Consider the following 26,202-nt stretch of genomic DNA (forward strand, 5'->3'; position numbering starts at 1 on the left):
GAGGCGAACATGCTGGATAAAATTGTTATTGCCAACCGTGGCGAGATTGCATTGCGTATTCTTCGTGCCTGTAAAGAACTGGGCATCAAGACTGTCGCAGTGCACTCCAGCGCGGATCGCGACCTAAAACACGTATTACTGGCAGATGAAACGGTCTGTATTGGCCCTGCTCCGTCAGTAAAAAGCTATCTGAACATCCCGGCAATCATCAGCGCCGCTGAAATCACTGGCGCAGTAGCAATCCATCCGGGTTACGGCTTCCTTTCCGAAAACGCCAATTTTGCTGAGCAGGTTGAACGCTCTGGCTTTATCTTCATCGGCCCGAAAGCAGACACCATTCGCCTGATGGGTGACAAAGTGTCGGCAATTGCCGCGATGAAAAAAGCTGGCGTCCCTTGTGTACCAGGGTCTGACGGCCCGCTGGGCGACGATATGGATAAAAACCGCGCCATTGCTAAACGCATTGGTTACCCGGTAATTATCAAAGCTTCCGGCGGCGGCGGCGGTCGCGGTATGCGCGTAGTGCGCAGCGACGCTGAACTGGCGCAATCCATCTCCATGACGCGTGCGGAAGCGAAAGCTGCTTTCAGCAACGATATGGTTTACATGGAGAAATACCTGGAAAATCCTCGCCACGTCGAGATTCAGGTACTGGCGGACGGCCAGGGCAACGCTATCTATCTGGCTGAACGTGACTGCTCCATGCAGCGCCGTCACCAGAAAGTGGTCGAAGAAGCGCCAGCACCGGGCATTACCCCGGAACTGCGTCGCTACATTGGCGAACGTTGTGCCAAAGCGTGTGTTGATATCGGCTATCGCGGAGCAGGTACTTTCGAATTCCTGTTTGAAAACGGCGAATTCTATTTCATCGAAATGAACACCCGTATTCAGGTAGAACACCCGGTTACTGAAATGATCACCGGCGTTGACCTGATCAAAGAGCAGTTGCGTATCGCTGCCGGTCAACCGCTGTCGATCAAGCAAGAAGAAGTTCATGTTCGCGGCCATGCGGTGGAATGCCGTATCAATGCCGAAGATCCAAACACCTTCCTGCCAAGCCCGGGCAAAATCACCCGTTTCCACGCACCTGGCGGTTTTGGCGTGCGTTGGGAGTCTCATATCTACGCTGGCTACACCGTGCCGCCGTACTATGACTCAATGATCGGCAAACTGATTTGCTACGGTGAAAACCGTGATGTGGCGATTGCACGCATGAAGAATGCGCTGCAGGAGCTAATCATCGACGGTATCAAAACCAACGTTGATCTGCAGATCCGCATCATGAACGACGAGAACTTCCAGCATGGTGGCACTAACATCCACTATCTGGAGAAAAAACTCGGTCTTCAGGAAAAATAAGACTGCAACAGCGTCAAAAGGCCGGATTTTCCGGCCTTTTTTATTTCTGGGGATCGGCAAGCCCCATAAGGTACAATCCCCGCTTTCTTCACCCATCAGGGACAAAAAATGGACACTCGTTTTGTTCAGGCCCATAAAGAGGCGCGCTGGGCGCTGGGGCTGACCCTTTTGTATCTGCTTGTTTGGTTAGTAGCTGCTTACTTACCTGGCGTTGCCCCCGGTTTTACCGGTTTTCCGCGCTGGTTTGAGATGGCCTGCATCCTGACGCCGCTGCTGTTTATTGGACTGTGCTGGGCGATGGTGAAATTTATCTATCGCGATATTCCGCTGGAGGATGACGATGCAGCTTGAAGTGATTCTACCGCTGGTCGCCTATCTGGTGGTGGTGTTCGGGATTTCGGTTTATGCGATGCGTAAACGGAACACGGGCACTTTCCTGAATGAGTATTTCCTCGGCAGCCGCTCTATGGGCGGTATTGTGCTGGCGATGACGCTCACCGCAACCTATATCAGCGCTAGTTCGTTTATCGGCGGACCCGGCGCTGCTTATAAATACGGGCTGGGCTGGGTATTGCTGGCGATGATTCAGCTACCTGCTGTCTGGCTTTCGCTCGGTATTCTCGGCAAGAAGTTCGCTATTCTCGCGCGCCGCTACAATGCGGTAACGCTGAACGATATGCTGTTTGCCCGCTACCAGAGCCGTTTGCTGGTGTGGCTGGCGAGTTTGAGTTTGCTGGTAGCATTCGTTGGTGCAATGACCGTGCAGTTTATCGGCGGTGCGCGTCTACTGGAAACCGCTGCTGGCATTCCTTATGAAACCGGCCTGCTGATTTTCGGCATCAGTATTGCGTTGTATACCGCCTTTGGTGGCTTTCGCGCCAGTGTGCTGAACGACACTATGCAAGGGCTGGTGATGCTGATTGGCACCATTGTGCTACTGGTCGGCGTGGTCCATGCTGCTGGCGGCTTAAGCAACGCAGTAGAGACGCTACAATCCATTGATCCGCAACTGGTAACACCACAAGGCGCTGATGATATTCTGTCGCCTGCCTTCATGACTTCGTTCTGGGTTCTGGTGTGCTTTGGGGTGATTGGCCTGCCGCATACCGCGGTGCGCTGTATCTCTTATAAAGACAGCAAAGCGGTACATCGGGGGATCATCATCGGTACAATTGTGGTGGCGATCCTGATGTTTGGTATGCATCTGGCTGGCGCGTTAGGCCGCGCGGTGATCCCTGATCTCACCGTGCCGGATCTGGTGATCCCAACGTTGATGGTAAAAGTGTTGCCGCCGTTTGCTGCCGGGATCTTCCTTGCCGCCCCAATGGCCGCGATTATGTCGACGATCAATGCCCAATTGCTGCAAAGTTCCGCTACGATCATTAAAGATCTCTATCTGAATATCCGTCCGGAACAAATGCAAAACGAGACGCGTCTGAAGCGGATGTCGGCGGTGATTACGTTGGTTCTCGGCGCGTTGCTGCTGCTTGCCGCCTGGAAGCCGCCAGAAATGATCATCTGGTTAAATTTGCTGGCCTTCGGTGGTCTTGAAGCCGTCTTCCTGTGGCCATTGGTGCTGGGCCTTTACTGGGAGCGCGCTAACGCCAAAGGCGCGCTAAGCGCGATGATCGTCGGCGGCGTTCTGTATGCCGTACTTGCAACCCTAAATATTCAGTACCTGGGCTTCCACCCTATCGTGCCCTCGTTACTGCTAAGTTTGCTGGCTTTCCTGGTCGGAAACCGTTTCGGTACATCCGTCCCGCAAGCTACCGTTTTGACTACTGATAAATAAAGAGTTTTGCCATGCCTTGGATCCAACTGAAACTGAACACCACCGGCGCGAATGCAGAAGATCTTAGCGATGCGCTGATGGAGGCAGGTGCCGTTTCTATCACTTTTCAGGATACCCACGATACGCCAGTGTTTGAGCCACTGCCGGGCGAAACTCGCCTGTGGGGCGACACCGATGTGATTGGTCTGTTTGACGCAGAAACAGACATGAATGAAGTTGTGGCGATTCTGGAAAACCATCCGCTACTCGGCGCGGGCTTCGCGCATAAAATCGAGCAACTGGAGGATAAAGACTGGGAACGCGAGTGGATGGATAATTTCCACCCGATGCGCTTTGGCGAACGTCTGTGGATCTGTCCAAGCTGGCGCGATGTACCAGACGAAAATGCTGTCAACGTGATGTTAGATCCGGGTCTGGCGTTTGGTACGGGCACTCATCCAACCACCTCTCTGTGCCTGCAATGGCTCGACAGCCTCGATTTAACCGGTAAAACGGTCATCGACTTTGGCTGTGGTTCCGGCATTCTGGCTATCGCGGCGCTGAAGTTGGGCGCAGCAAAAGCTATTGGTATTGATATCGACCCACAGGCCATTCAGGCCAGCCGCGACAATGCTGAACGTAATGGTGTTTCTGATCGACTGGAACTCTATCTCCCGAAAGATCAGCCTGAAGCAATGAAGGCCGACGTGGTGGTCGCTAACATTCTCGCAGGCCCGTTACGTGAACTGGCGCCGTTAATCAGCGTCCTGCCGGTTTCAGGCGGTTTACTGGGCCTTTCCGGTATCCTGGCAAGCCAGGCAGAGAGCGTTTGTGAAGCGTATGCCGATAGCTTCACGCTCGACCCGGTTGTGGAAAAAGAAGAGTGGTGTCGCATTACCGGTCGTAAGAATTAACCTTCACAATGCGGCATAGTGGTGTAGCGCGAAGTGCGAGCAACATCACAAAAGGCACGTGAATTTGCTGATTATTTGAGCAAATTCACGTGCCTGAATTTTCATTCATAAAGAAAAATTGAGAACTTACTCAAATTTCTTTGAGTGCAAATTTTAGCCACTTGTTTCTAATGTGATGATTTTTATGACTAATTATTCCGCGGCGTTCATTTTAAATGCAATTCTTTGATCCATCTCAGAGGATTGGTCAAAGTTTGGCCTTTCATCTCGTGCAAAAAATGCGTAATATACGCCGCCTTGCAGTCACAGTATGGTCATTTCTTAACTCATGCGCATCGGACAATATCAGCTCAGAAATCGCCTGATCGCAGCGCCCATGGCTGGCATTACAGACAGACCTTTTCGGACGTTGTGCTACGAGATGGGAGCCGGATTGACAGTATCCGAGATGATGTCTTCTAACCCTCAGGTTTGGGAAAGCGACAAATCTCGTTTACGGATGGTGCACATTGATGAACCCGGTATTCGCACCGTGCAAATTGCCGGTAGCGATCCGAAAGAAATGGCGGATGCTGCACGTATTAACGTGGAAAGCGGTGCCCAAATTATTGATATCAATATGGGTTGCCCGGCTAAAAAAGTGAATCGCAAGCTCGCAGGCTCAGCCCTCTTGCAGTACCCGGATGTCGTTAAATCGATCCTTACCGAGGTCGTCAATGCAGTGGACGTTCCTGTCACTCTGAAGATTCGCACCGGTTGGGCGCCGGAACACCGTAACTGCGAAGAGATTGCCCAACTGGCTGAAGACTGTGGCATTCAGGCTCTGACCATTCATGGTCGTACACGCGCCTGTTTGTTCAATGGAGAAGCTGAATACGACAGTATTCGGGCAGTTAAGCAGAAAGTTTCCATTCCGGTTATCGCGAATGGCGACATTACTGACCCGCTTAAAGCCAGAGCTGTGCTCGACTATACAGGGGCGGATGCCCTGATGATAGGCCGCGCAGCTCAGGGAAGACCCTGGATCTTTCGGGAAATCCAGCATTATCTGGACACTGGGGAGTTGCTGCCCCCGCTGCCTTTGGCAGAGGTTAAGCGCTTGCTTTGCGCGCATGTTCGGGAACTGCATGACTTTTATGGTCCGGCGAAAGGTTACCGAATTGCACGTAAACACGTTTCCTGGTATCTCCAGGAACACGCTCCAAATGACCAGTTTCGGCGCACATTCAACGCCATTGAGGATGCCAGCGAACAGCTGGAGGCGTTGGAGGCATACTTCGAAAATTTTGCGTAAACAGAAATAAAGAGCTGACAGAACTATGTTCGAACAACGCGTAAATTCTGACGTACTGACCGTTTCTACCGTTAACTCTCAGGATCAGGTAACCCAAAAACCCCTGCGTGACTCGGTTAAACAGGCACTGAAGAACTATTTTGCTCAACTGAATGGTCAGGATGTTAATGACCTCTATGAGCTGGTACTGGCTGAAGTAGAACAGCCCCTGTTGGACATGGTGATGCAATACACCCGTGGTAATCAGACCCGTGCTGCGCTGATGATGGGCATCAACCGTGGTACACTGCGTAAAAAACTGAAAAAGTACGGCATGAACTAATTCAGGTTAGCTAAATGCTTGATTAAAAAGGCGCTACTCGGCATGGGGAAGCGCCTTTTTTAAGGCGTCACAAAGGGAGTGACCATGAGAACAGGATGTGAACCCACCCGGTTTGGCGATGAAACAAAAACGATCATTCAGGGTGATGCATTAGCCGAGCTAAAAAAAATCCCCACCGGGAGCATCGATCTGATCTTTGCCGACCCGCCTTATAACATCGGCAAAAATTTTGATGGTCTGATCGAAGCATGGAAAGAAGATCTGTTTATTAACTGGCTATTTGAAGTGATTGCAGAGTGCCACCGCATCCTTAAAAAACAGGGCTGCATGTACATCATGAACAGCACCGAAAACATGCCCTTTATCGATATCCAGTGTCGCAAACTTTTTACCATCAAAAGTCGCATCGTCTGGTCATATGACAGTTCTGGGGTACAGGCGAAGAAACACTACGGCTCCATGTACGAACCTATCTTGATGATGGTGAAAGACGCAAAGAACTACACATTTAACAGCGATGCTATTCTGGTAGAAGCCAAAACCGGATCGCAGCGCGCGTTGATCGATTATCGTAAAAATCCTCCGCAGCCTTACAATAATCAAAAAGTACCGGGCAACGTCTGGGATTTTCCGCGCGTGCGTTATTTGATGGATGAATATGAAAACCATCCGACGCAAAAGCCGGAAGCATTGCTGAAACGCATTATTCTCGCCTCTTCAAACCCTGGAGATATCGTTCTCGACCCGTTTGCGGGCAGTTTTACCACCGGCGCGGTCGCCGTCACAACCGGGCGAAAATTCATTGGTATTGAGATTAACAGCGAGTACATCAAGATGGGGCTCCGACGACTGGGTATCGCGTCACATTACTCCGTGGAAGAGCTGGCGAAAGTAAAAAAAAGAAAGACCGGCAACCTGTCAAAACGATGCCGGGTCAGCGAAGTTGACCCCGATCTCATTGCAAAGTAAAGGAAGTGTAAGCCTGGTTTTCAGATTATTCATTTCGTGTATATTTCCTGCCAGACTTGGTTAAACATGCACAGGCTCAGGTAATGATTCGCAAGTATTGGTGGCTCGTCGTTTTCGCTGTCTCCGTTTTTCTGTTTGATACTTTACTGATGCAATGGATTGAGCTGTTGGCTACAGAAACAGACAAATGCCGCAATATGAATTCGGTTAATCCACTTAAACTGGTTAACTGTGACGAACTGGATTTCTACAACAGAATGTAAGCTTATACGATATCTAATTCATTTGTTTTATGAATTAGTTTTGCTACATTTTTATCTGGTATGAACATTCTTAATACGTTATCGACTAAGGCGGGTGCGTGTTTATAAAGATCGTAACCCGCCATATTCATTAACCAGTTTTTGACAATTCCGCAGAAAGCACCCTCAATAATAATCATCACTACATCTAAATCGAGATTATTTTCCACACAGCCTTGTTGCTGACATGCCTGCAATATTTCGCGCAGAATCTGCGGATTAAAACCCATCTTCTCGCGTATTACGGCCTCTGCCAGCATCTCATCATTAAATTCACATTTGTGATATAAAATTTGCAGTAATGCTTGTTGGCGTGGAATTTCGGCAATATATTGCAAGCCAACAATCAGTTTTTCACGCAATTGCTGAAACGGGTTATGCTCTGCCCCTGCCGTCAACCGCTCCTGAATTAACTCCCGCAATGAAGGCTGTTGCAGCCACATCTCATTAAACAGTTGGGTCTTGTTTTCGAAATGCCAGTAGATAGCGCCACGCGTGACGTTGGCAGCGTCAGCGATATCATTGAGCGTCGTCTTGCTTACACCATGCTGCGCAAACTGGGCGATGGCGGTTTCAATCAGTTCTTGCCGGGTCTTCAGAGCTTCAGCTTTGGTTCTTTTTGCCATGATTAATTATTCAGGAAATAAATACATTAGACATAAAGGAAATAATGAAAGGTAATGTATCACCCAATATTTATTTATACGAGAGGCTAAAATTCACCTGCTATAAATCGTCAAATAAACAAAATCCATTATTGACGTAGAATACATTTATTTAATGAATGTACGTTTCAATTTGCGTCAAAACAATTCCTCTCCCTTCAATTCACATCAAAACAAAACATTAGAACACGAATCTATTTTTGTGTTTATGTGCCTTGAGAGGCCAGTATTCATAACTATTTATTACATCGCCGGACGATAATTTGTAGGATAGCGAACTGTATTTTTATTTCTGCGAGTTAACGCGTTGCCTTTTTCTGGCAAATAACGCGCTTTTGTTTTTTTGAGGAATAGTAATGACGAAATATGCCAGGTTTTTCCTCCTGCCCCCCTTTATCATGATCTCCGCAGCGTTAATCGCGGGTTGCAACGATAAGGGAGAAGAGAAAGTTCACGTCGGTGAACCGCAGGTTACCGTTCATGTTGTGAAAACTGCCCCGTTAGAAGTTAAAACTGAATTACCTGGCCGTACCAACGCTTTCCGTATTGCCGAAGTTCGCCCACAGGTTAACGGGATCGTACTAAATCGTAATTTCACTGAAGGCAGCGATGTGCAAGCAGGTCAGTCCCTGTACCAGATTGATCCAGCGACCTATCAGGCAAGTTATGACAGTGCGAAAGGTGAACTGGCGAAAAGTGAAGCCGCCGCTTCCATCGCGCATTTGACGGTAAAACGTTACGTTCCGCTCGTGGGCACAAAATACATCAGTCAGCAGGAGTACGATCAGGCCATTGCTGATGCCCGCCAGGCCGATGCCGCCGTGATTGCCGCAAAAGCCACGGTCGAAAGCGCCCGCATCAATCTCGCTTATACCAAAGTAACCGTGCCAATTAGCGGACGTATCGGCAAATCGACTGTGACCGAAGGTGCTCTCGTCACTAACGGGCAAACGACTGAACTGGCGACTGTCCAGCAACTCGATCCTATCTACGTCGATGTGACCCAATCAAGCAATGATTTCATGAGACTGAAGCAGTCCGTAGAGCAAGGAAATTTACATAAGGAAAACACCACCAGCAACGTAGAGCTGGTCATGGAAAACGGTCAAACTTATCCCCTGAAAGGCACACTGCAATTCTCCGATGTGACCGTGGATGAAAGCACTGGTTCCATAACCCTACGTGCGGTTTTCCCTAACCCACAGCATACGCTTCTGCCGGGTATGTTTGTGCGCGCCCGGATTGATGAAGGTGTACAACCTGATGCCATTCTTATTCCGCAACAAGGCGTCAGCCGCACACCGCGTGGCGATGCAACCGTGCTGATTGTGAATGAGAAAAGTCAGGTTGAAGCGCGTCCAGTCGTTGCCAGCCAGGCGATTGGCGATAAATGGTTAATTAGCGAAGGGCTGAAATCTGGCGATCAAGTCATTGTCAGCGGTCTGCAAAAAGCGCGTCCGGGAGAACAGATTAAAGCCACGACCGATACCCCCGCAGATACTGCGTCGAAGTAAGGCAATCAGACATGGCAAACTTTTTTATTCGACGACCGATATTTGCATGGGTGCTGGCCATTATTCTGATGATGGCAGGCGTACTGGCGATCCTACAATTACCTATCGCCCAATACCCAACCATTGCGCCGCCTGCGGTTTCTGTTTCGGCAAACTATCCGGGTGCTGATGCACAGACCGTACAGGATACGGTGACGCAGGTTATCGAACAGAATATGAATGGTATCGATAACCTGATGTATATGTCCTCCACCAGCGATTCCGCCGGTAGCGTAACAATTACCCTCACTTTCCAGTCAGGGACAGATCCAGATATCGCGCAAGTCCAGGTGCAGAACAAACTCCAACTTGCCACGCCGTTGCTGCCGCAGGAAGTTCAACAACAGGGGATTAGCGTTGAAAAGTCCAGTAGCAGTTATTTGATGGTGGCAGGTTTTGTCTCTGATAATCCCAGTACCACTCAGGACGATATCTCGGACTATGTGGCCTCTAACGTTAAAGATACGCTTAGCCGCCTGAATGGCGTTGGTGACGTGCAACTCTTTGGCGCACAGTATGCGATGCGTATCTGGCTGGACGCCGACCTGCTAAACAAATATAAACTGACACCGGTTGATGTGATTAACCAGTTGAAAGTGCAGAACGATCAGATAGCTGCCGGGCAACTGGGCGGAACACCAGCGTTGCCTGGGCAACAGTTGAACGCCTCGATTATTGCTCAGACCCGGTTAAAAAATCCGGAAGAGTTCAGCAAAGTCACCCTGCGCGTGAACAGCGACGGTTCAGTGGTTCGCCTGAAAGATGTCGCCCGTGTTGAGCTTGGTGGTGAAAACTATAACGTCATCGCCCGTATCAACGGTAAACCGGCAGCGGGTCTGGGTATTAAACTAGCCACTGGCGCGAACGCCCTCGATACGGCGAAAGCCATTAAGGCGAAACTGGCAGAATTACAGCCATTCTTCCCGCAGGGAATGAAGGTTCTCTACCCTTATGACACCACACCATTCGTCCAGCTTTCTATTCACGAAGTGGTAAAAACGCTGGTTGAAGCCATTATCCTGGTGTTTCTGGTGATGTATCTGTTCTTGCAGAATATGCGAGCAACGCTGATCCCCACCATTGCTGTGCCCGTAGTGCTGTTAGGGACGTTTGCCATCCTCGCCGCTTTTGGTTACTCCATCAACACACTAACAATGTTTGGAATGGTGCTTGCCATCGGGCTGCTCGTCGATGATGCGATAGTGGTGGTAGAGAACGTCGAGCGCGTGATGATGGAGGATAATCTCCCGCCAAAAGAAGCGACGGAAAAATCGATGTCGCAAATTCAGGGCGCACTGGTGGGTATTGCGATGGTGCTGTCAGCGGTTTTTATTCCGATGGCATTCTTCGGCGGTTCCACAGGGGCAATTTATCGCCAGTTTTCTATCACCATTGTTTCGGCAATGGCGCTTTCCGTACTGGTGGCATTGATTCTCACCCCTGCATTATGCGCAACGCTACTCAAACCAGTCTCTGCCGAACATCACGATAAAAAGAGCGGTTTCTTCGGCTGGTTTAATACCACTTTCGATCATAGCGTTAACCACTATACCAATAGCGTTGGCAAAATCCTCGGTTCCACAGGGCGATATTTACTGATCTATGCGCTGATAGTTGCCGGAATGGTAGTGTTGTTTTTACGTCTCCCTTCTTCCTTTTTGCCGGAAGAAGATCAGGGGGTCTTTCTGACCATGATTCAACTTCCTGCTGGCGCGACGCAAGAGCGGACGCAAAAAGTGTTGGATCAAGTGACGGATTACTATCTGAAGAACGAGAAAGCGAACGTTGAAAGCGTCTTTACGGTTAACGGATTTAGCTTCAGCGGCCAGGCACAAAACGCCGGGATGGCCTTCGTCAGCCTGAAACCGTGGGAAAAACGTGGTGGCGATGAAAACAGCGCGGAAGCAGTTATCCACCGCGCCAAAATGGAGCTGGGCAAGATCCGCGACGGTTTTGTCATTCCGTTCAATATGCCAGCCATTGTTGAACTGGGCACAGCAACGGGATTCGACTTTGAGTTAATCGATCAGGCCGGTCTGGGGCACGATGCCCTAACCCAGGCCCGCAACCAGTTGCTTGGTATGGCGGCGCAACATCCTGACAGCTTAGTCAGTGTACGTCCCAATGGTCTGGAAGATACCGCGCAGTTCAAACTTGAAGTTGACCAGGAAAAGGCACAGGCATTAGGCGTTTCGCTTTCTGATATCAATCAGACCATTTCTACGGCGTTGGGCGGAACTTACGTTAACGACTTCATCGACCGTGGACGGGTAAAAAAAGTGTACGTTCAGGCTGATGCAAAATTCCGTATGCTGCCAGAAGATGTCGATAAACTTTATGTCCGCAGCGCCAACGGTGAAATGGTGCCATTCTCTGCCTTTACCACTGCACATTGGGTGTATGGTTCTCCGCGACTGGAACGCTACAACGGCCTGCCTTCAATGGAGATTCAGGGGGAAGCCGCGCCAGGAACCAGTTCCGGTGATGCGATGGCGCTGATGGAAAATCTTGCGTCAAAATTACCTGCCGGCATTGGTTATGACTGGACGGGGATGTCGTATCAGGAACGCTTATCGGGTAACCAGGCTCCTGCCCTGGTAGCAATCTCCTTCCTGGTGGTTTTCCTGTGCCTTGCGGCGCTCTATGAAAGCTGGTCAATTCCCGTCTCGGTTATGCTGGTCGTGCCATTAGGGATTGTCGGCGTACTGCTGGCTGCAACACTCTTTAATCAGAAAAATGACGTTTATTTTATGGTGGGCTTGTTAACGACAATTGGCTTATCAGCCAAAAACGCCATTTTGATTGTTGAGTTCGCCAAAGACCTGATGGAGAAAGAAAGTAAAGGCGTTATCGAAGCAACGCTAATGGCGGTGCGCATGCGTCTGCGACCTATCCTGATGACATCCCTCGCATTTATACTCGGCGTGTTGCCGCTGGCTATCAGTAACGGTGCCGGGAGCGGCGCTCAGAACGCAGTGGGTATCGGTGTAATGGGTGGCATGGTCTCTGCAACATTGCTGGCTATTTTCTTCGTGCCGGTGTTCTTTGTCGTGATCCGCCGTTGCTTCAAAGGGTAAATCAGAAACATAAAGGCGTCTTCGACGCCTTTTAAATTTTCTGGAAAAATGAGAATAATTAATAGGATAAGCATTATTTTTTCTATAACCAGCAACTCATTTGCACCTTCTCCCTTCACTATTTTTACAATTCACATAATTTGTCATTATTCATCCTAAAAGAATTATAACTACCAATGATAAAATAATATCCAGATCGTTAATAAGAGAATTCACTTATTAAACGATAGCGTTATTATTGAGGTAACATCATGAAAAGATTAATTTCTGTGGCATTGCTCACCGCATTGCTGGCGGGTTGTGCTCACGATTCCCCTTGCGTTCCGGTTTATGACGATCAGGGCCGTCTGGTTCACACCAATACCTGTATGAAAGGAACGACGCAGGATAACTGGGAAACTGCCGGAGCTATTGCTGGCGGGGCAGCGGCTGTCGCTGGCCTGACAATGGGGATTATTGCTCTGTCAAAATAACTGAACAGAGCGCGGACTTCCGCGCTCTGTTTAACGATACAGAATCTTTCTATACGTTAAACATTGCTATATTCCGCTGGCTAATTCCCTTTTAATTAAGCATTTTATCTCGTCGCTTGCCTTTCTATCGAAATAACGCATGAATTTATTTTTCAATAACATCATCCCTTCTGATACTCACGCTAACAATCATTATTCTGCTTAGTAAAATACGCGTAAATATTTTGCGCCAAAATGTGGCGCATGTTTCATTTTCGCACCATTGCGGGGCGCTGTTTCTATTATTTCCTGTCTACACTCTGCTTATTGCGTCGCGGAATCGTGCGCAAAAACTGGCACTACTTTTGCTTATAAGAGGATGGCCACAGACAGGTAAAAAACGTTTCCCAAACGTTCTATAACGATAATTTTCGCCTTACAGGAAGCATTATGAAAAAGATGATGATAGCCACACTGGCTGCCGCCAGCGTGCTGCTTGCCGTTGCAAATCAGGCGCATGCTGGCGCGACGCTCGATGCTGTAAAGAAAAAAGGTTTTGTGCAATGCGGGATCAGCGACGGATTACCGGGGTTCTCTTATGCTGATGCAGACGGTAAGTTTTCTGGTATTGATGTTGATGTTTGTCGTGGTGTTGCCGCTGCTGTATTTGGCGACGACACGAAAGTGAAATATACGCCGCTCACCGCAAAAGAACGCTTTACTGCATTGCAATCCGGAGAAGTGGACTTACTCTCCCGTAATACGACCTGGACTTCATCTCGCGACGCAGGCATGGGAATGGTATTTACTGGCGTCACTTATTACGACGGCATTGGTTTCCTGACACATGACAAAGCAGGGTTAAAAAGCGCGAAGGAACTTGATGGCGCAACTGTCTGTATTCAGGCGGGTACGGATACCGAACTCAACGTTGCCGATTACTTCAAGGCAAACAATATGAAGTACACGCCAGTGACTTTCGATCGCTCTGACGAATCCGCGAAGGCACTGGAGTCTGGTCGCTGCGATACTCTGGCTTCGGATCAATCACAACTGTATGCCTTGCGTATCAAATTAAGTAACCCTGCCGAATGGATTGTTCTGCCGGAAGTTATCTCTAAAGAACCGCTTGGCCCGGTGGTTCGTCGTGGCGATGACGAATGGTTTTCTATTGTGCGCTGGACCCTGTTCGCCATGCTGAATGCTGAAGAGATGGGCGTTAATTCACAGAACGTCGATGAAAAAGCAGCAAATCCGGCAACACCAGATATGGCGCACCTGCTGGGTAAAGAAGGCGATTACGGTAAGGATCTGAAACTGGATAACAAGTGGGCCTACAACATCATCAAACAGGTAGGTAATTACTCGGAAATTTTTGAGCGCAACGTCGGCTCCGAAAGTCCGCTGAAAATTAAACGGGGTCAAAATAACCTCTGGAATAACGGTGGCATCCAATATGCACCGCCCGTGCGTTAAGTAAGTGTGAGGTAACGAGCGTCGCTACAGCGGCGCTCTCTTTAGCGTTATGGTTTTCGAGGTTTCTATGTCTCATCGCCGCCCAACTGTTAAAGGCTCACTCTCCTTTGCCAACCCTGTGGTTCGCGCCTGGTTATTCCAAATCCTTGCCGTTGTTGCCGTCGTCGGCATTGTTAGTTGGCTATTTCACAATACCGTGACGAATCTAAGCAATCGTGGCATTACATCAGGGTTTGCCTTTCTTGATCGTGGCGCTGGCTTCGGTATCGTCCAGCATTTGATCGATTACCAGCAGGGCGATACCTACGGACGCGTTTTTATTGTCGGTTTGCTCAATACGCTACTGGTTTCAGCATTGTGTATTGTGTTCGCTTCTGTTCTGGGCTTCTTTATTGGATTAGCGCGACTTTCAGAGAACTGGTTACTGCGAAAGTTATCCACAATTTATATTGAGATCTTCCGTAATATTCCGCCGCTGTTGCAAATCTTCTTCTGGTACTTTGCCGTGTTGCGCAATTTGCCCGGACCGCGACAGGCAGTGAGTGCGTTTGATCTGGCCTTTTTGAGCAATCGCGGGCTTTACATTCCCTCACCGCAACTGGGAGATGGATTTCTTGCGTTTATCGTGACCGTTGTGATGGCTATAGCCATTTCTGTTGGGCTATTTCGCTTCAACAAAACGTACCAGATAAAAACCGGTCAACTACGTCGCACATGGCCTGTCGCCGCTGTGATGATCATTGGTTTACCTTTGCTGGCGCAATGGCTTTTTGGCACAGCACTTCACTGGAACATTCCAGCCCTACAAGGGTTTAACTTCCGCGGTGGTATGGTGCTGATCCCTGAACTGGCTGCCTTAACGTTGGCGCTTTCGGTCTATACCTCTGCATTTATCGCTGAGATTATCCGCGCAGGGATTCAGGCTGTGCCTTATGGCCAACACGAAGCAGCCCGATCGCTGGGATTACCCAATACTGTCACACTACGTCAGGTGATTATTCCGCAGGCGCTGCGGGTGATTATTCCTCCGTTAACCAGCCAGTATCTCAACATCGTCAAAAACTCTTCTCTTGCCGCCGCTATTGGCTATCCGGATATGGTTTCACTGTTTGCCGGCACCGTGCTTAACCAGACCGGGCAGGCCATCGAGACGATAGCCATGACCATGTCGGTCTATCTGATTATCAGCCTGACTATCTCACTGCTGATGAATATCTATAACCGCCGTATCGCAATCGTTGAACGCTAAGGAGTCATGATGACGAAAGTATTGCTGTCTCATCCCCCGCGCCCGGCGAACCATAACCCAAGCCGCGTTATAGTTTGGGCGCGCAAAAATCTGTTCTCAAGCTGGAGTAATAGTCTGCTGACCATTGGTTGCCTGTGGCTGATGTGGGAATTGATTCCACCGTTGCTGAACTGGGCTTTTTTGCAGGCTAACTGGGTTGGGTCAACCCGCGCAGACTGTACAAAAGCAGGTGCCTGCTGGGTCTTCATCCACGAGCGATTTGGCCAGTTTATGTATGGGCTTTACCCACACGACCAACGCTGGCGAATTAATCTGGCATTACTGATTGGCCTGATTTCGATTGCACCAATGTTCTGGAAAATACTCCCCCATCGCGGTCGCTATATTGCGGTATGGGCGGTGATTTACCCGCTTATTGTCTGGTGGCTAATGTATGGTGGTTTTCTTGGTCTTGAGCGAGTTGAAACCCGGCAATGGGGTGGGCTAACACTTACTTTGATTATTGCATCAGTTGGGATTGCAGGGGCGCTGCCGTGGGGGATTTTATTGGCGTTAGGCCGCCGTTCTCATATGCCGATTGTGCGTATCTTATCCGTCATTTTTATCGAGTTCTGGCGTGGCGTACCGCTGATCACCGTGTTGTTTATGTCGTCAGTGATGCTGCCGTTATTTATGGCAGAAGGCACCAGCATCGACAAACTGATCCGTGCATTAGTCGGAGTGATCCTGTTCCAGTCCGCTTATGTTGCGGAAGTGGTGCGAGGTGGATTGCAGGCGCTCCCCAAAGGTCAATATGAAGCTGCAGAGTCGCTGGCGTTGGGTTACTGGAAAACCCAGGGGCTGGTTATTCTGCCACAGGCACTGAAACTGGTTATTCCAGGGCTGGTAAACACCATCATCGCACTATTCAAAGATACCAGTCTGGTGATCATTATCGGGTTGTTCGATCTTTTCAGTAGCGTTCAGCAGGCAACCGTTGATCCCGCCTGGTTGGGCATGTCGACCGAAGGGTACGTCTTCGCGGCACTGATCTATTGGATCTTCTGTTTCAGTATGTCGCGTTATAGCCAACATCTGGAAAAACGTTTTAACACCGAGCGTACAGCGCATTGAGGACACTATGAGCCAAATTTTACTGCAACCTGCTAACGCGATGATTACGCTGGAAAATGTTAACAAATGGTATGGGCAATTCCATGTCCTGAAGAATATAAATTTAATCGTGCAACCGGGGGAACGAATCGTTCTGTGTGGCCCTTCTGGTTCCGGGAAATCGACAACCATCCGTTGTATTAATCACCTGGAAGAACATCAACAGGGAAGAATCGTAGTGGATGGCATCGAACTTAACGAAGATATCCGCAATATTGAGCGTGTCAGGCAAGAAGTAGGGATGGTCTTTCAGCATTTCAATCTCTTCCCACATCTGACCGTTTTACAGAACTGTACCCTGGCGCCGATTTGGGTACGCAAGATGCCGAAGAAAGAGGCTGAAGCTCTGGCGATGCATTACCTTGAGAGAGTACGAATTGCCGAACATGCACAGAAGTTTCCCGGGCAGATATCCGGTGGTCAGCAGCAACGCGTTGCCATAGCTCGTTCACTCTGCATGAAACCCAAGATCATGTTGTTTGATGAACCCACGTCGGCGCTCGATCCGGAGATGGTGAAAGAAGTGCTGGATACGATGATTGGACTGGCACAGTCGGGTATGACAATGCTGTGTGTAACGCATGAGATGGGATTTGCCCGCACTGTTGCTGACAAGGTCATTTTTATGGATCGCGGAGAGATTGTTGAGCAGGCCGCGCCGGATGAGTTTTTTGCACATCCGAAATCGGAACGCACGCAGGCGTTTTTATCGCAGGTAATCCATTAAATTGGATATGGTTTCAAAATGCAAAAAGGCCATCCTTTCGGATGGCCTTCTGCTTTATTTGATGTCTGGCAGTTCCCTACTCTCGCATGGGGAGACCCCACACTACCATCGGCGCTACGGCGTTTCACTTCTGAGTTCGGCATGGGGTCAGGTGGGACCACCGCGCTACTGCCGCCAGACAAATTCTTTTCTAATCTGCCGAACTTTAACCTAAAAAGTGGTGCTGATACCCAGAGTCGAACTGGGGACCTCACCCTTACCAAGGGTGCGCTCTACCAACTGAGCCATATCAGCAAAGGCGCATCAGGCTATGGGTTACCTGGGCGTTAACCCTCTCCCACAAGGGAGCGGGAATTAAAACAATCCCTACATTACCTCTGGAGAATCTGTGATGAATGGCACTATTTATCAGCGGATAGAAGACAATGCGCATTTCAGGGAGTTGGTCGAAAAACGGCAACGGTTTGCCACCATCCTGTCGATTATTATGCTGACAGTTTATATCAGCTTTATTTTACTGATTGCCTTTGCGCCTGGCTGGCTGGGCACTCCGCTGAATCCGAACACCAGCGTCACACGCGGTATTCCCGTTGGCGTCGGGGTGATTGTGATCTCCTTTGTTCTCACTGGTATCTACATCTGGCGGGCGAACGGCGAATTCGACCGCCTTAATAACGAAGTCCTGCATGAGGTACAAGCGTCATGAAAAGAGTTATGACGGCGCTTGCCGCCACACTCCCTTTCGCAGCGAACGCCGCGGATGCCATTAGCGGGGCCGTAGAACGCCAGCCAACAAACTGGCAGGCGATTATTATGTTCCTGATTTTCGTCGTGTTTACGCTTGGTATCACCTACTGGGCATCAAAACGCGTGCGTTCCCGTAACGACTACTACACCGCAGGCGGTAATATCACCGGCTTCCAGAACGGTCTGGCGATAGCCGGTGACTATATGTCTGCCGCCTCATTTTTGGGGATCTCCGCGCTGGTGTTTACCTCCGGTTATGACGGCCTGATCTACTCGTTGGGCTTCCTGGTAGGCTGGCCAATCATTCTGTTTCTGATTGCCGAACGTCTGCGTAACCTGGGTCGCTATACCTTTGCGGATGTCGCCTCATACCGTTTGAAACAAGGGCCAATCCGCATTCTTTCGGCCTGTGGGTCTCTGGTGGTGGTGGCGCTATATCTCATCGCCCAAATGGTTGGTGCGGGTAAACTGATCGAGCTGCTGTTCGGCCTTAACTATCACATCGCCGTGGTTCTGGTTGGCGTATTGATGATGATGTATGTCCTGTTTGGCGGCATGTTAGCAACCACCTGGGTACAGATTATCAAAGCCGTTTTGCTGCTGTTCGGTGCCAGCTTTATGGCCTTTATGGTGATGAAGCACGTCGGTTTTAGCTTCAACAATCTGTTCAGCGAAGCGATGGCAGTACACCCGAAAGGTGTCGACATCATGAAGCCGGGCGGGCTGGTAAAAGATCCAATCTCCGCACTCTCGCTGGGGCTGGGACTGATGTTTGGTACGGCAGGTCTGCCGCACATTCTGATGCGCTTCTTTACGGTTAGCGATGCTCGCGAAGCGCGTAAGAGCGTGTTCTACGCCACCGGCTTTATGGGTTACTTCTATATCCTGACCTTTATTATCGGCTTTGGTGCGATCATGCTGGTCGGTGCAAATCCGGAATATAAAGATGCGGCGGGCCATCTTATTGGCGGTAACAACATGGCGGCGGTTCACCTGGCCAATGCGGTGGGCGGCAACCTGTTCCTCGGCTTTATTTCAGCGGTTGCTTTCGCCACCATCCTCGCGGTGGTTGCAGGTCTGACGCTGGCAGGCGCATCGGCGGTTTCTCACGATCTGTACGCCAACGTCTTCAAAAAAGGCGCGACCGAACGTGAAGAGCTGCGGGTATCGAAAATCACCGTGCTGATTTTGGGTGTGATTGCGATTATCCTCGGCGTGTTGTTTGAGAATCAGAACATCGCCTTCATGGTGGGTCTGGCGTTTGCTATCGCCGCGAGCTGTAACTTCCCAATCATTCTGCTTTCCATGTACTGGTCGAAACTGACTACGCGTGGTGCGATGCTGGGCGGCTGGTTAGGCCTGATTACAGCGGTAGTGTTGATGATCCTCGGCCCAACGATTTGGGTGCAGATCCTCGGTCACGAAAAAGCCATCTTCCCGTATGAATACCCGGCGTTGTTCTCCATCTCCGTGGCATTCCTCGGTATCTGGTTCTTCTCGGCAACCGATAATTCAGCGGAAGGCGCGCGCGAGCGTGAACTGTTCCGTGCGCAATTTATCCGTTCCCAGACCGGCTTTGGCGTTGAGCAGGGCCGCGCGCATTAATCTCCGTTTGTCCCTGGTCGCCTGACCAACGGTAAAAAGGTGCGATGTACTGCACCTTTTTACCGATTGCGTCAGGCTATCTTACGCCGTCAGAGCGTTACTGATTTTCTTCAATTAACAACGCTTCCAGCAAATCAAGATCGTGCAATAATTTTTGCAGCGTTTCGTTGCTGATCTCCCGCGTGGCGCGCAGGTGGTACAGTTCAGCACGTTCAGAACGCAGTGCCGCCAGACGGAAGCGGCGTTCCAGGTCTTCTTCCAGGATTGAACTTTCAACATCATTACGCCCATCGGCGCGACGACGCAGGTTACCAATCACACGAGAACTCACCTCTGTGAGCAACTGGTTATCGATGTTCTCTTCGGTGTCCGCCGCCAGACGTTCTTCCATTTTCTGGATCGCCACAATCGCTACTTCAGCCGTTGCCGCGCGTGCAATGCGTTCCTCTTTCAACTGCTGGGAATGATCCGCGACTTCAATGTGTTGCAGCAAAATAGGCAACATCACTACACCAACAAACAGCGAGAAGAGAATCACGCCAGCCGCCAGGAACACCAGCTCATAACGCGCCGGGAAGACGTTACCATCCGGCAACAGCAGAGGAATGGAGAGCACACCGGCCAGAGTGATTGCCCCGCGCACCCCAGCGAAAGACGCGATCAGGATTTCTCGTGTGGTCCACGAACCAAACTCCATCGGCTTCTTCTTCAGGAAGCGGTTACTGAGCTTTTTCATCGTCCACAACCAGCCAAAACGAACCAGCATTAAGGCGACATAAATCAGCACGATATCGACAAAGAGCATCCAGACTTCGACGTTGGGGTCGATTTCCGCCGCCATCAGCGACGTCTCCAGAATGCCCGGCAATTGCAGGCCCAGCAGCAGGAACACCATACCGTTAAAGACAAATTCCAGCATCGCCCAGGTGCTGTTGGCACGCAGTCGCATCGCCAGCGGCGCACGGCGCATCACACCGGAGCGGGTGATGGTCATACCGGCGGCAACCGCTGCGAGGATGCCGGAAACGCCAATATGTTCGGCAATAAGATAAGAGGCGAACGGCAGCAGGAACAGCAGTACGATCTGCGTTGCCGGTTCATCACCGCCCCAGCGACTCAGGAAACGCAACGAGCGACCATACAGCCAGCTCACCGCAAAACCGGCGAGAATACCGCCAATTGCCACTTTCATAAATTCGACCGTCGCGCCGCCAACGGTGAAGATCATCGTCCCCATCGCGACTGCCACGGCAAACTTCAGCGACACCAGGCCGGAGGCGTCATTCATCAACGCTTCGCCCTGCAAGATGCCCATAATTTTTTTCGGTATGCGCCCTTCTCCAACAATCCCGGAGAGCGCTACAGCATCGGTCGGAGAGAGCACCGCCGCCAGCGCAAAAGCGGGGATCAGCGGAATACCTGGCACCACCCAGTAAATAAGGAAGCCAATGCCGACCACGGTGACGACGACCAGCGCCAGCGCGAGACCGAAGATCTCCCGGCCATGCTCAAGAAATTCGCGGGTCGGCGTTTTCCAGCCATCCGCGAACAGCAACGGCGGGATAAATAAGACTAAAAAGAGTTCTGGGTCAAATTCCACATGCAAACCAAACGTCGGCCACGCCAGTAGCGCACCAATGGCGATTTGCATAAGCGGAAGCGGGATCTGAAAGGGCATGACACGAGTGACCACCCCGGACAGCGAGACCACGAGGGTCATTATCAGTATGGTGAAGAAGATTTCCATGCGTTCCCTGTTTGCGATGTTTTTTATGATTTGAGAAAGGTTTTATACCCGGATTCTCAGTTTTTCAGAATATCGCAAAAGCTCACACAATGTACGGAGAAAATAAAAACGGGCAGCAATTGCTACCCGTTTTCAGAATCTTATTAAAGATTAGATAGCCCAGCCACCCGCGTAGAAGGTGACCAGCGCCACGGCGATAACGACCGTACCAATGTTCAGCTTACGCCATTCGCCAGAGACCAGACGACCAATCACCAGAGTCGCGAAGCCGATCATGATGCCTGTTACGATGTTACAGGTCAGCACGATGAATACTGCCGTTACCAGACCCGCCATTGCATCGACAAAATCAGCAAAGTCGATTTTCGCCACGTTGCTCAGCATCAGCAGGCCAACGTACATCAGCGCCGGAGCCGTTGCGTAACCCGGAACAAGATAAGAGAGCGGAGAGAGGAACAGAATCAGCAGGAACAGCACGCCAACGGTGATAGCCGTCAGGCCGGTTTTACCGCCCGCCGCTGTACCCGCCGCAGACTCGATGTATACCGCAGCCGGTGCCGCGCCAACCAGGCCGGAGAAAACGCTACTCAGGGAGTCTGTAGTTAGTGCTTTACCACCGTCAATAATCTGCCCGTCTTTATCCAGCAGATTCGCCTGACCAGCAACTGCACGGATGGTTCCGGTAGCGTCAAAGACCGCCGTCATCACCAGCGCCAACACGCTCGGCAAGACCAGTGGGTTCAGTGCCCCCATAATGTCCAGGCTGCCAATTAGCGAATTGCCGTTCTCATCACTCAATGAAGGCATGGCAAAAACTCCGGAGAAATGGACATTAGGATCGAAGATCAGGCCCACAATCGAGATACCGATAATGGTCAGCAGAATGCCACCCGGTACTTTCAGTTTTTCCAGGCCGATGATCACAGCCAAACCTACCAGCGACATAATCACCGGGAATGTCGCGAAATCACCCAGCGCAACCGGCAAACCATCAAGCGGGTTTTTAATCACCAGACCGACGCCGTTGGCAGCAATCAGCAGCAAAAACAGGCCGATACCAATCCCCGTGCCATGCGCCACGCCGTGCGGTAAGTTGCGCAAAATCCAGCTACGGATACCTGTTGCGGAAATAACCGTAAACAGCACCCCCATCAGGAACACAGCACCCAGCGCCACCGGAACACTGATATGTTGCCCCAGCACCAGGCTGAATGCGGTAAATGCAGTCAGGGAGATGGCGCAGCCGATAGCCAATGGTAGATTGGCCCACAACCCCATCGCGATAGAACCCATCCCGGCAACCAGACAAGTCGCAACAAAAACGGCCGCTGGCGGGAAGCCCGCTTTGCCCAACATGCCCGGAACGACGATAACCGAATAGACCATCGCCAGAAACGTTGTTAACCCGGCAACCACTTCCTGACGAACAGTGCTTCCACGTTGTGAAATTTTAAACCAGGCGTCGAGTGAACCGCCGGTACGCGCTGATGGCGTAGACATAAGAAAACATCCCCTGAGAGTTTATTTTTCGTCAAGATGCGTGGCGGACAATCCCCTGCCAGCGAAACGTTATCTTCCTGCTTCTGGTTTGCGACAATCGGGGTCGTCGCAAAAAGCAAACGTTTAGCTCCACGCATACAAAACGGGTGGTAAAAAAAAGCAAACGATTATCCGGCGATCATAGCGGCTTTTTCAACCGAAGTTTGCTGCTTTTTTCCCTTTTCTTGTATTGACGATGAAAAACCAGGCAACTGATGCGCAAACGTTATCGTCGATGCGCAAAATTACGGCATTTGTAGGCAACTTGTAGCAAAAGTTTGCGGTAAAAAATCACGCAAGATGACAAAAATATTGCGGCTAAAAAGGATCACTTTGCACTGGCGAAGAAACGGCGGTGGCATACAATTAAAGTATCAACACCAACCGGAACCTCCACCACGTGCTCGAATGAGGTGTGTTGACGTCGGGGGAAACCCTCCTGTGTACCAGCGGGATAGAGTGAAAGACAAAGGCCGGAAACAAACTAAAGCGCCCTTGTGGCGCTTTAGTTTTGTTCATCTTCCAGCAAACGCGCACCAGTACCTTCTTCGCCTAAGCGATCGCCTGGGTTACGCAACGGGCAGTCGCTACGCGAAAGGCAGCCGCAACCAATACAGCCGTCCAGTTCGTCACGCAACGCAACTAAGGTATGAATTCGCCGGTCCAGTTCTTCACGCCATTGTGATGAGAGTTGCTTCCACTCTTTCGCACTTAATGTATGCCCTTCGGGCAACACACCAAACGCTTCACCAATGGTCGCCAGCGGAATACCAATACGTTGAGCAATCTTGATGATGGCGACATATCGCAACACATCACGCTTATACCGCCGCTGATTGCCGCTGTTACGGATACTGGTAATCAAACCTTTGCTTTCATAGAAATGCAGCGCCGATACCGCCACTCCACTACGTTTCGCCACTTCGCCTGGAGTAAGCAAGGCTTTAATGCGGGGTAATTTCTTTTCCATAAATCGCTTTACCTCAAGTTAACTTGAGGAATTATACTCCCCAACAGATGAATTAACGAACTGAACACTGAAAAGAGGCAGATTTATGTCCCATCAGAAAATTATTCAGGATCTTATCGCATGGATTGACGAGCATATCGACCAGCCGCTGAACATTGATGTGGTGGCGAAAAAATCAGGTTATTCAAAGTGGTATTTACAGCGGATGTTCCGTACGGTGACACATCAGACGCTTGGCGATTACATTCGTCAACGCCGCCTGCTACTGGCTGCCGTTGAGTTGCGCACCACCGAACGCCCTATTTTTGATATCGCGATGGATCTGGGCTATGTCTCACAGCAGACCTTTTCCCGCGTTTTCCGTCGGCAGTTTGATCGCACTCCCAGCGATTATCGCCACCGGATCTAGGGTTTACTGCCCGCGCATGACGTCATGCGCGGGTACTGGCTCTGCCCATGCCATAAAAACCTGCGGCGGCATCGCCTTTGCAAAGTACCAACCCTGACAATAGCGCACGCCGCGTTTGCGCAGCCAGTTGACCTGATCCTCAGTTTCCACCCCTTCTGCAATCGTTTTTAGACCCAGACTGTGTGCCAGTTCGATAATGTGTTCTGCAATCAAATGGCTGGTTCTGTGCGTGGTTAGCGTCTCAACAAACGATTTATCGATTTTCAAGATATCGATATTCAATGAATTAAGATTATGCAAGTTGGAGTAGCCAATACCAAAATCATCGATCGCCACTTCGTAACCAGCCTGACGGAAAGCCAGAATAATCGGCGTCATTTTGGCGACATCAAGAAACGCATGTTCAGTGACTTCAAATTTAATTTGCTGCGGACGCACGGTAAATTGCTCGATTTTTTGATTGGTTAGGGCAATCACCCTTGAAGTATGAAAATCAGAGGCGGATAAGTTAACTGAAATAGAAAGTTCAGGATGTTTCGCCAGCCAGGCACCGAGATCGTCAAACACCCTATTAATGACATAATTGGTAACCTGCTCAATTAGCCCCTTTTGTTCCGCCAGTGGAATAAACTCCGCTGGCGTCATTACTTGTCCCTGAGTCCCCGGCCAACGTAGCAACGCCTCAGCGCCAATACATTTATTCGTTTTAATATCAACAATTGGCTGGTAATAGAGACAAAGTTGCCGTTTTTCGAGAGCACGTTGCAATTTACGCTCAGGAGACTGGTACTTCTGGTTTATACGCAACCAGAGTAAAAGCAGCACCAGGCTGCCCAAAATACCTGCCGGCAAGGCAAATACAAGGTGATTATAAAAATGCGAAAAAATACGCTGGTTTGAGGTTGCTACGATAGCGGCAATGGGACGTTTTGTTGAATGAACTATCGCATATAAATAACCATTCTGCTGTACGGTTATTTCCCTCTGATGAATCAATGGTGAAAAATTTTCTGCGGAGGCCTGTTTGCTTAAAGAGAAAAAGGTTTTCGTCACCGTATCATAAACCCCCCATTGCAGCGTCGGATCGTCAGACATCACCTCGCTCCAGAATAAAGGGTTAATTACCGCGACATAGTTTCCTCGCTGCATATAGGTCATTTTATAACCTGAGAAAAAAGGCGTATCACGGTAATAATAGATTGAGACATCAGGTTCACGCTTATAGTTTGCTGACGCCATCCTGTAGCCGTTAACGGGAACTATTAATGTTGAACATAAAAAAAGGTTATCGTGGGCATATATCAATTCGTTGATATAAAGATAACCGCGGATAATATTCAGCATTTGTTGTTGATGAGTGGGAGTGCAAATTTGTCCCTGATAGCGTTCTGCATCGTCGCTCGCTAAATCTGCCTGCTGAATGACCAACTCGGATTTCTCCAGGGCTAACAGGGCAAAAGCACGAAGTTGATTATTCACTTCCGCTTTAGCCCAAAGGAGGGCAATCCATAGTGAAAGGATAACAGGAAGGAGTACCACAAAGATGATGCCCGGCAACGCCAGCATCCTGCGTCGTGCACTTTGACTCATTTCTATCAATTCCCTGCCTGGTTATACCTGGTCATTGCAAGGTGAAAACCTTGACTACCGACGACGTTAGATAAATATTACGGTATAAATAGCACTTTTGCCTGATTTGAAATTGATACCTTTATAATCGTTATTTGCATAAAAATAACTCGCTGATATCAAAAGAGCTTTGTTGGAAAAATGCAGGTCAGGCAGGAAGTTACAATATTTCTTTATTGTACATTGCCTCGACATCACTGAATAAACCACATCATTAGTGCAGTAATAAAGTCGCGGCATAATCTGGCTAACAAACAACCAATTGTGATATAGT

Annotated in this window: 23 protein-coding genes, 1 tRNA gene and 1 rRNA gene; 18 read left to right on the forward strand and 7 right to left on the reverse strand. The window is 49.8% G+C overall.

All coding sequences use genetic code 11. From position 1 onward, the window contains the following. Positions 1–9 precede the first annotated feature (9 nt). The 8 genes from accC to ESM_RS0108405 all read left to right on the forward strand — a co-directional run bounded on the left by accC (position 10) and on the right by ESM_RS0108405 (position 6,892). Positions 10–1,359, forward strand: a complete 1,350-nt coding sequence (accC, locus tag ESM_RS0108370; protein ID WP_000884623.1) for an acetyl-CoA carboxylase biotin carboxylase subunit — start codon at positions 10–12, stop codon at positions 1,357–1,359. A 108-nt stretch (positions 1,360–1,467) separates the two neighbouring features. Next, positions 1,468–1,710, forward strand: coding sequence for a YhdT family protein (locus tag ESM_RS0108375; RefSeq protein ID WP_000381177.1), 243 nt, complete (start codon positions 1,468–1,470; stop codon positions 1,708–1,710). Then, the gene (gene panF / locus ESM_RS0108380) at positions 1,700–3,151 is read left to right on the forward strand and encodes a sodium/pantothenate symporter (RefSeq protein WP_001175693.1); all 1,452 of its coding nucleotides are present in this window, start codon (positions 1,700–1,702) and stop codon (positions 3,149–3,151) included. The genes ESM_RS0108375 and panF overlap by 11 nt, the downstream gene beginning before the upstream one ends. A gap of 11 nt (positions 3,152–3,162) precedes the next feature. Continuing rightward, positions 3,163–4,044, forward strand: coding sequence for a 50S ribosomal protein L11 methyltransferase (prmA, locus tag ESM_RS0108385; protein ID WP_001145839.1), 882 nt, complete (start codon positions 3,163–3,165; stop codon positions 4,042–4,044). 328 nt (positions 4,045–4,372) lie between these two features. Then, entirely contained in the window at positions 4,373–5,338 is a 966-nt protein-coding gene (dusB, locus tag ESM_RS0108390) for a tRNA dihydrouridine synthase DusB (RefSeq protein ID WP_001219652.1), read from the forward strand. 25 nt (positions 5,339–5,363) lie between these two features. Continuing rightward, the gene (gene fis / locus ESM_RS0108395) at positions 5,364–5,660 is read left to right on the forward strand and encodes a DNA-binding transcriptional regulator Fis (protein WP_000462905.1); all 297 of its coding nucleotides are present in this window, start codon (positions 5,364–5,366) and stop codon (positions 5,658–5,660) included. A gap of 84 nt (positions 5,661–5,744) precedes the next feature. Further along, complete coding sequence (gene yhdJ / locus ESM_RS0108400) at positions 5,745–6,629, forward strand: adenine-specific DNA-methyltransferase (RefSeq protein WP_001258882.1); 885 nt, start codon at positions 5,745–5,747, stop codon at positions 6,627–6,629. 83 nt (positions 6,630–6,712) lie between these two features. Next, positions 6,713–6,892, forward strand: coding sequence for a DUF2556 family protein (locus ESM_RS0108405; RefSeq protein ID WP_001517193.1), 180 nt, complete (start codon positions 6,713–6,715; stop codon positions 6,890–6,892). Between the two features lie 2 nt (positions 6,893–6,894). Here the strand turns inward: ESM_RS0108405 and envR are convergent, their stop codons facing one another. Beyond that, complete coding sequence (gene envR / locus ESM_RS0108410) at positions 6,895–7,557, reverse strand: acrEF/envCD operon transcriptional regulator (protein WP_001129527.1); 663 nt, start codon at positions 7,555–7,557, stop codon at positions 6,895–6,897. A gap of 395 nt (positions 7,558–7,952) precedes the next feature. On the opposite strand from envR, the gene acrE reads away from it, so the two are divergent. The 7 genes from acrE (at position 7,953) to ESM_RS0108445 (ending at position 17,282) form a co-directional block, all read left to right on the forward strand. Continuing rightward, positions 7,953–9,110 (forward strand): multidrug efflux RND transporter periplasmic adaptor subunit AcrE, encoded by a 1,158-nt coding sequence (gene acrE / locus ESM_RS0108415; RefSeq protein ID WP_000170386.1) that lies wholly within the window; start codon positions 7,953–7,955, stop codon positions 9,108–9,110. 11 nt (positions 9,111–9,121) lie between these two features. Then, positions 9,122–12,226: a multidrug efflux RND transporter permease subunit AcrF gene (acrF, locus tag ESM_RS0108420; protein ID WP_001273298.1), complete on the forward strand. Its 3,105-nt coding sequence runs from the start codon at positions 9,122–9,124 to the stop codon at positions 12,224–12,226. A 251-nt stretch (positions 12,227–12,477) separates the two neighbouring features. After that, positions 12,478–12,699: a lipoprotein gene (locus ESM_RS0108425; RefSeq protein WP_000825670.1), complete on the forward strand. Its 222-nt coding sequence runs from the start codon at positions 12,478–12,480 to the stop codon at positions 12,697–12,699. A gap of 429 nt (positions 12,700–13,128) precedes the next feature. Next, on the forward strand, positions 13,129–14,154 hold the full coding sequence (locus ESM_RS0108430; RefSeq protein WP_000738562.1) for an amino acid ABC transporter substrate-binding protein: 1,026 nt from the start codon (positions 13,129–13,131) through the stop codon (positions 14,152–14,154). A gap of 67 nt (positions 14,155–14,221) precedes the next feature. After that, positions 14,222–15,403 carry an amino acid ABC transporter permease gene (locus ESM_RS0108435; protein ID WP_000019641.1) on the forward strand — a complete coding sequence of 394 codons (1,182 nt, stop codon included), beginning with the start codon at positions 14,222–14,224 and terminating at the stop codon, positions 15,401–15,403. 9 nt (positions 15,404–15,412) lie between these two features. Then, complete coding sequence (locus ESM_RS0108440) at positions 15,413–16,516, forward strand: amino acid ABC transporter permease (RefSeq protein WP_010377484.1); 1,104 nt, start codon at positions 15,413–15,415, stop codon at positions 16,514–16,516. A 7-nt stretch (positions 16,517–16,523) separates the two neighbouring features. Further along, positions 16,524–17,282 carry an amino acid ABC transporter ATP-binding protein gene (locus tag ESM_RS0108445; protein WP_000078317.1) on the forward strand — a complete coding sequence of 253 codons (759 nt, stop codon included), beginning with the start codon at positions 16,524–16,526 and terminating at the stop codon, positions 17,280–17,282. 63 nt (positions 17,283–17,345) lie between these two features. On the opposite strand, the gene rrf is transcribed toward ESM_RS0108445, so the two are convergent. Beyond that, positions 17,346–17,461 (reverse strand): 5S ribosomal RNA (gene rrf, locus ESM_RS0108450). Positions 17,462–17,500: 39 nt separating this feature from the next. Next, positions 17,501–17,576: transfer RNA gene (locus ESM_RS0108455), tRNA-Thr, on the reverse strand. 97 nt (positions 17,577–17,673) lie between these two features. On the opposite strand from ESM_RS0108455, the gene ESM_RS0108460 reads away from it, so the two are divergent. Together ESM_RS0108460 and actP are read left to right on the forward strand one after the other, a co-directional pair. Next, positions 17,674–17,988: a DUF485 domain-containing protein gene (locus ESM_RS0108460; RefSeq protein WP_001517575.1), complete on the forward strand. Its 315-nt coding sequence runs from the start codon at positions 17,674–17,676 to the stop codon at positions 17,986–17,988. Further along, positions 17,985–19,634: a cation/acetate symporter ActP gene (gene actP, locus ESM_RS0108465; RefSeq protein WP_000832601.1), complete on the forward strand. Its 1,650-nt coding sequence runs from the start codon at positions 17,985–17,987 to the stop codon at positions 19,632–19,634. Before ESM_RS0108460 ends, actP begins: the two co-directional genes overlap by 4 nt. Positions 19,635–19,731: 97 nt before the next feature. Here the strand turns inward: actP and ESM_RS0108470 are convergent, their stop codons facing one another. From ESM_RS0108470 to soxR, 3 genes are all read right to left on the reverse strand, one after another. Further along, positions 19,732–21,381, reverse strand: a complete 1,650-nt coding sequence (locus ESM_RS0108470; RefSeq protein WP_000402197.1) for a Na+/H+ antiporter — start codon at positions 21,379–21,381, stop codon at positions 19,732–19,734. Positions 21,382–21,531: 150 nt separating this feature from the next. Further along, positions 21,532–22,881, reverse strand: a complete 1,350-nt coding sequence (ghxP, locus tag ESM_RS0108475) for a guanine/hypoxanthine transporter GhxP (protein WP_000106896.1) — start codon at positions 22,879–22,881, stop codon at positions 21,532–21,534. Between the two features lie 544 nt (positions 22,882–23,425). Then, positions 23,426–23,890 (reverse strand): redox-sensitive transcriptional activator SoxR, encoded by a 465-nt coding sequence (gene soxR / locus ESM_RS0108480; RefSeq protein ID WP_000412428.1) that lies wholly within the window; start codon positions 23,888–23,890, stop codon positions 23,426–23,428. An 85-nt stretch (positions 23,891–23,975) separates the two neighbouring features. Between soxR and soxS the strand changes: the two genes are divergently transcribed. Continuing rightward, positions 23,976–24,299, forward strand: a complete 324-nt coding sequence (soxS, locus tag ESM_RS0108485; RefSeq protein WP_000019357.1) for a superoxide response transcriptional regulator SoxS — start codon at positions 23,976–23,978, stop codon at positions 24,297–24,299. Between the two features lie 3 nt (positions 24,300–24,302). On the opposite strand, the gene ESM_RS0108490 is transcribed toward soxS, so the two are convergent. After that, positions 24,303–25,889: an EAL domain-containing protein gene (locus ESM_RS0108490; protein ID WP_000083168.1), complete on the reverse strand. Its 1,587-nt coding sequence runs from the start codon at positions 25,887–25,889 to the stop codon at positions 24,303–24,305. Positions 25,890–26,202 lie beyond the last annotated feature (313 nt).

This window comes from Escherichia sp. TW09308, from assembly GCF_000208565.1.
GTDB lineage: Bacteria > Pseudomonadota > Gammaproteobacteria > Enterobacterales > Enterobacteriaceae > Escherichia > Escherichia marmotae.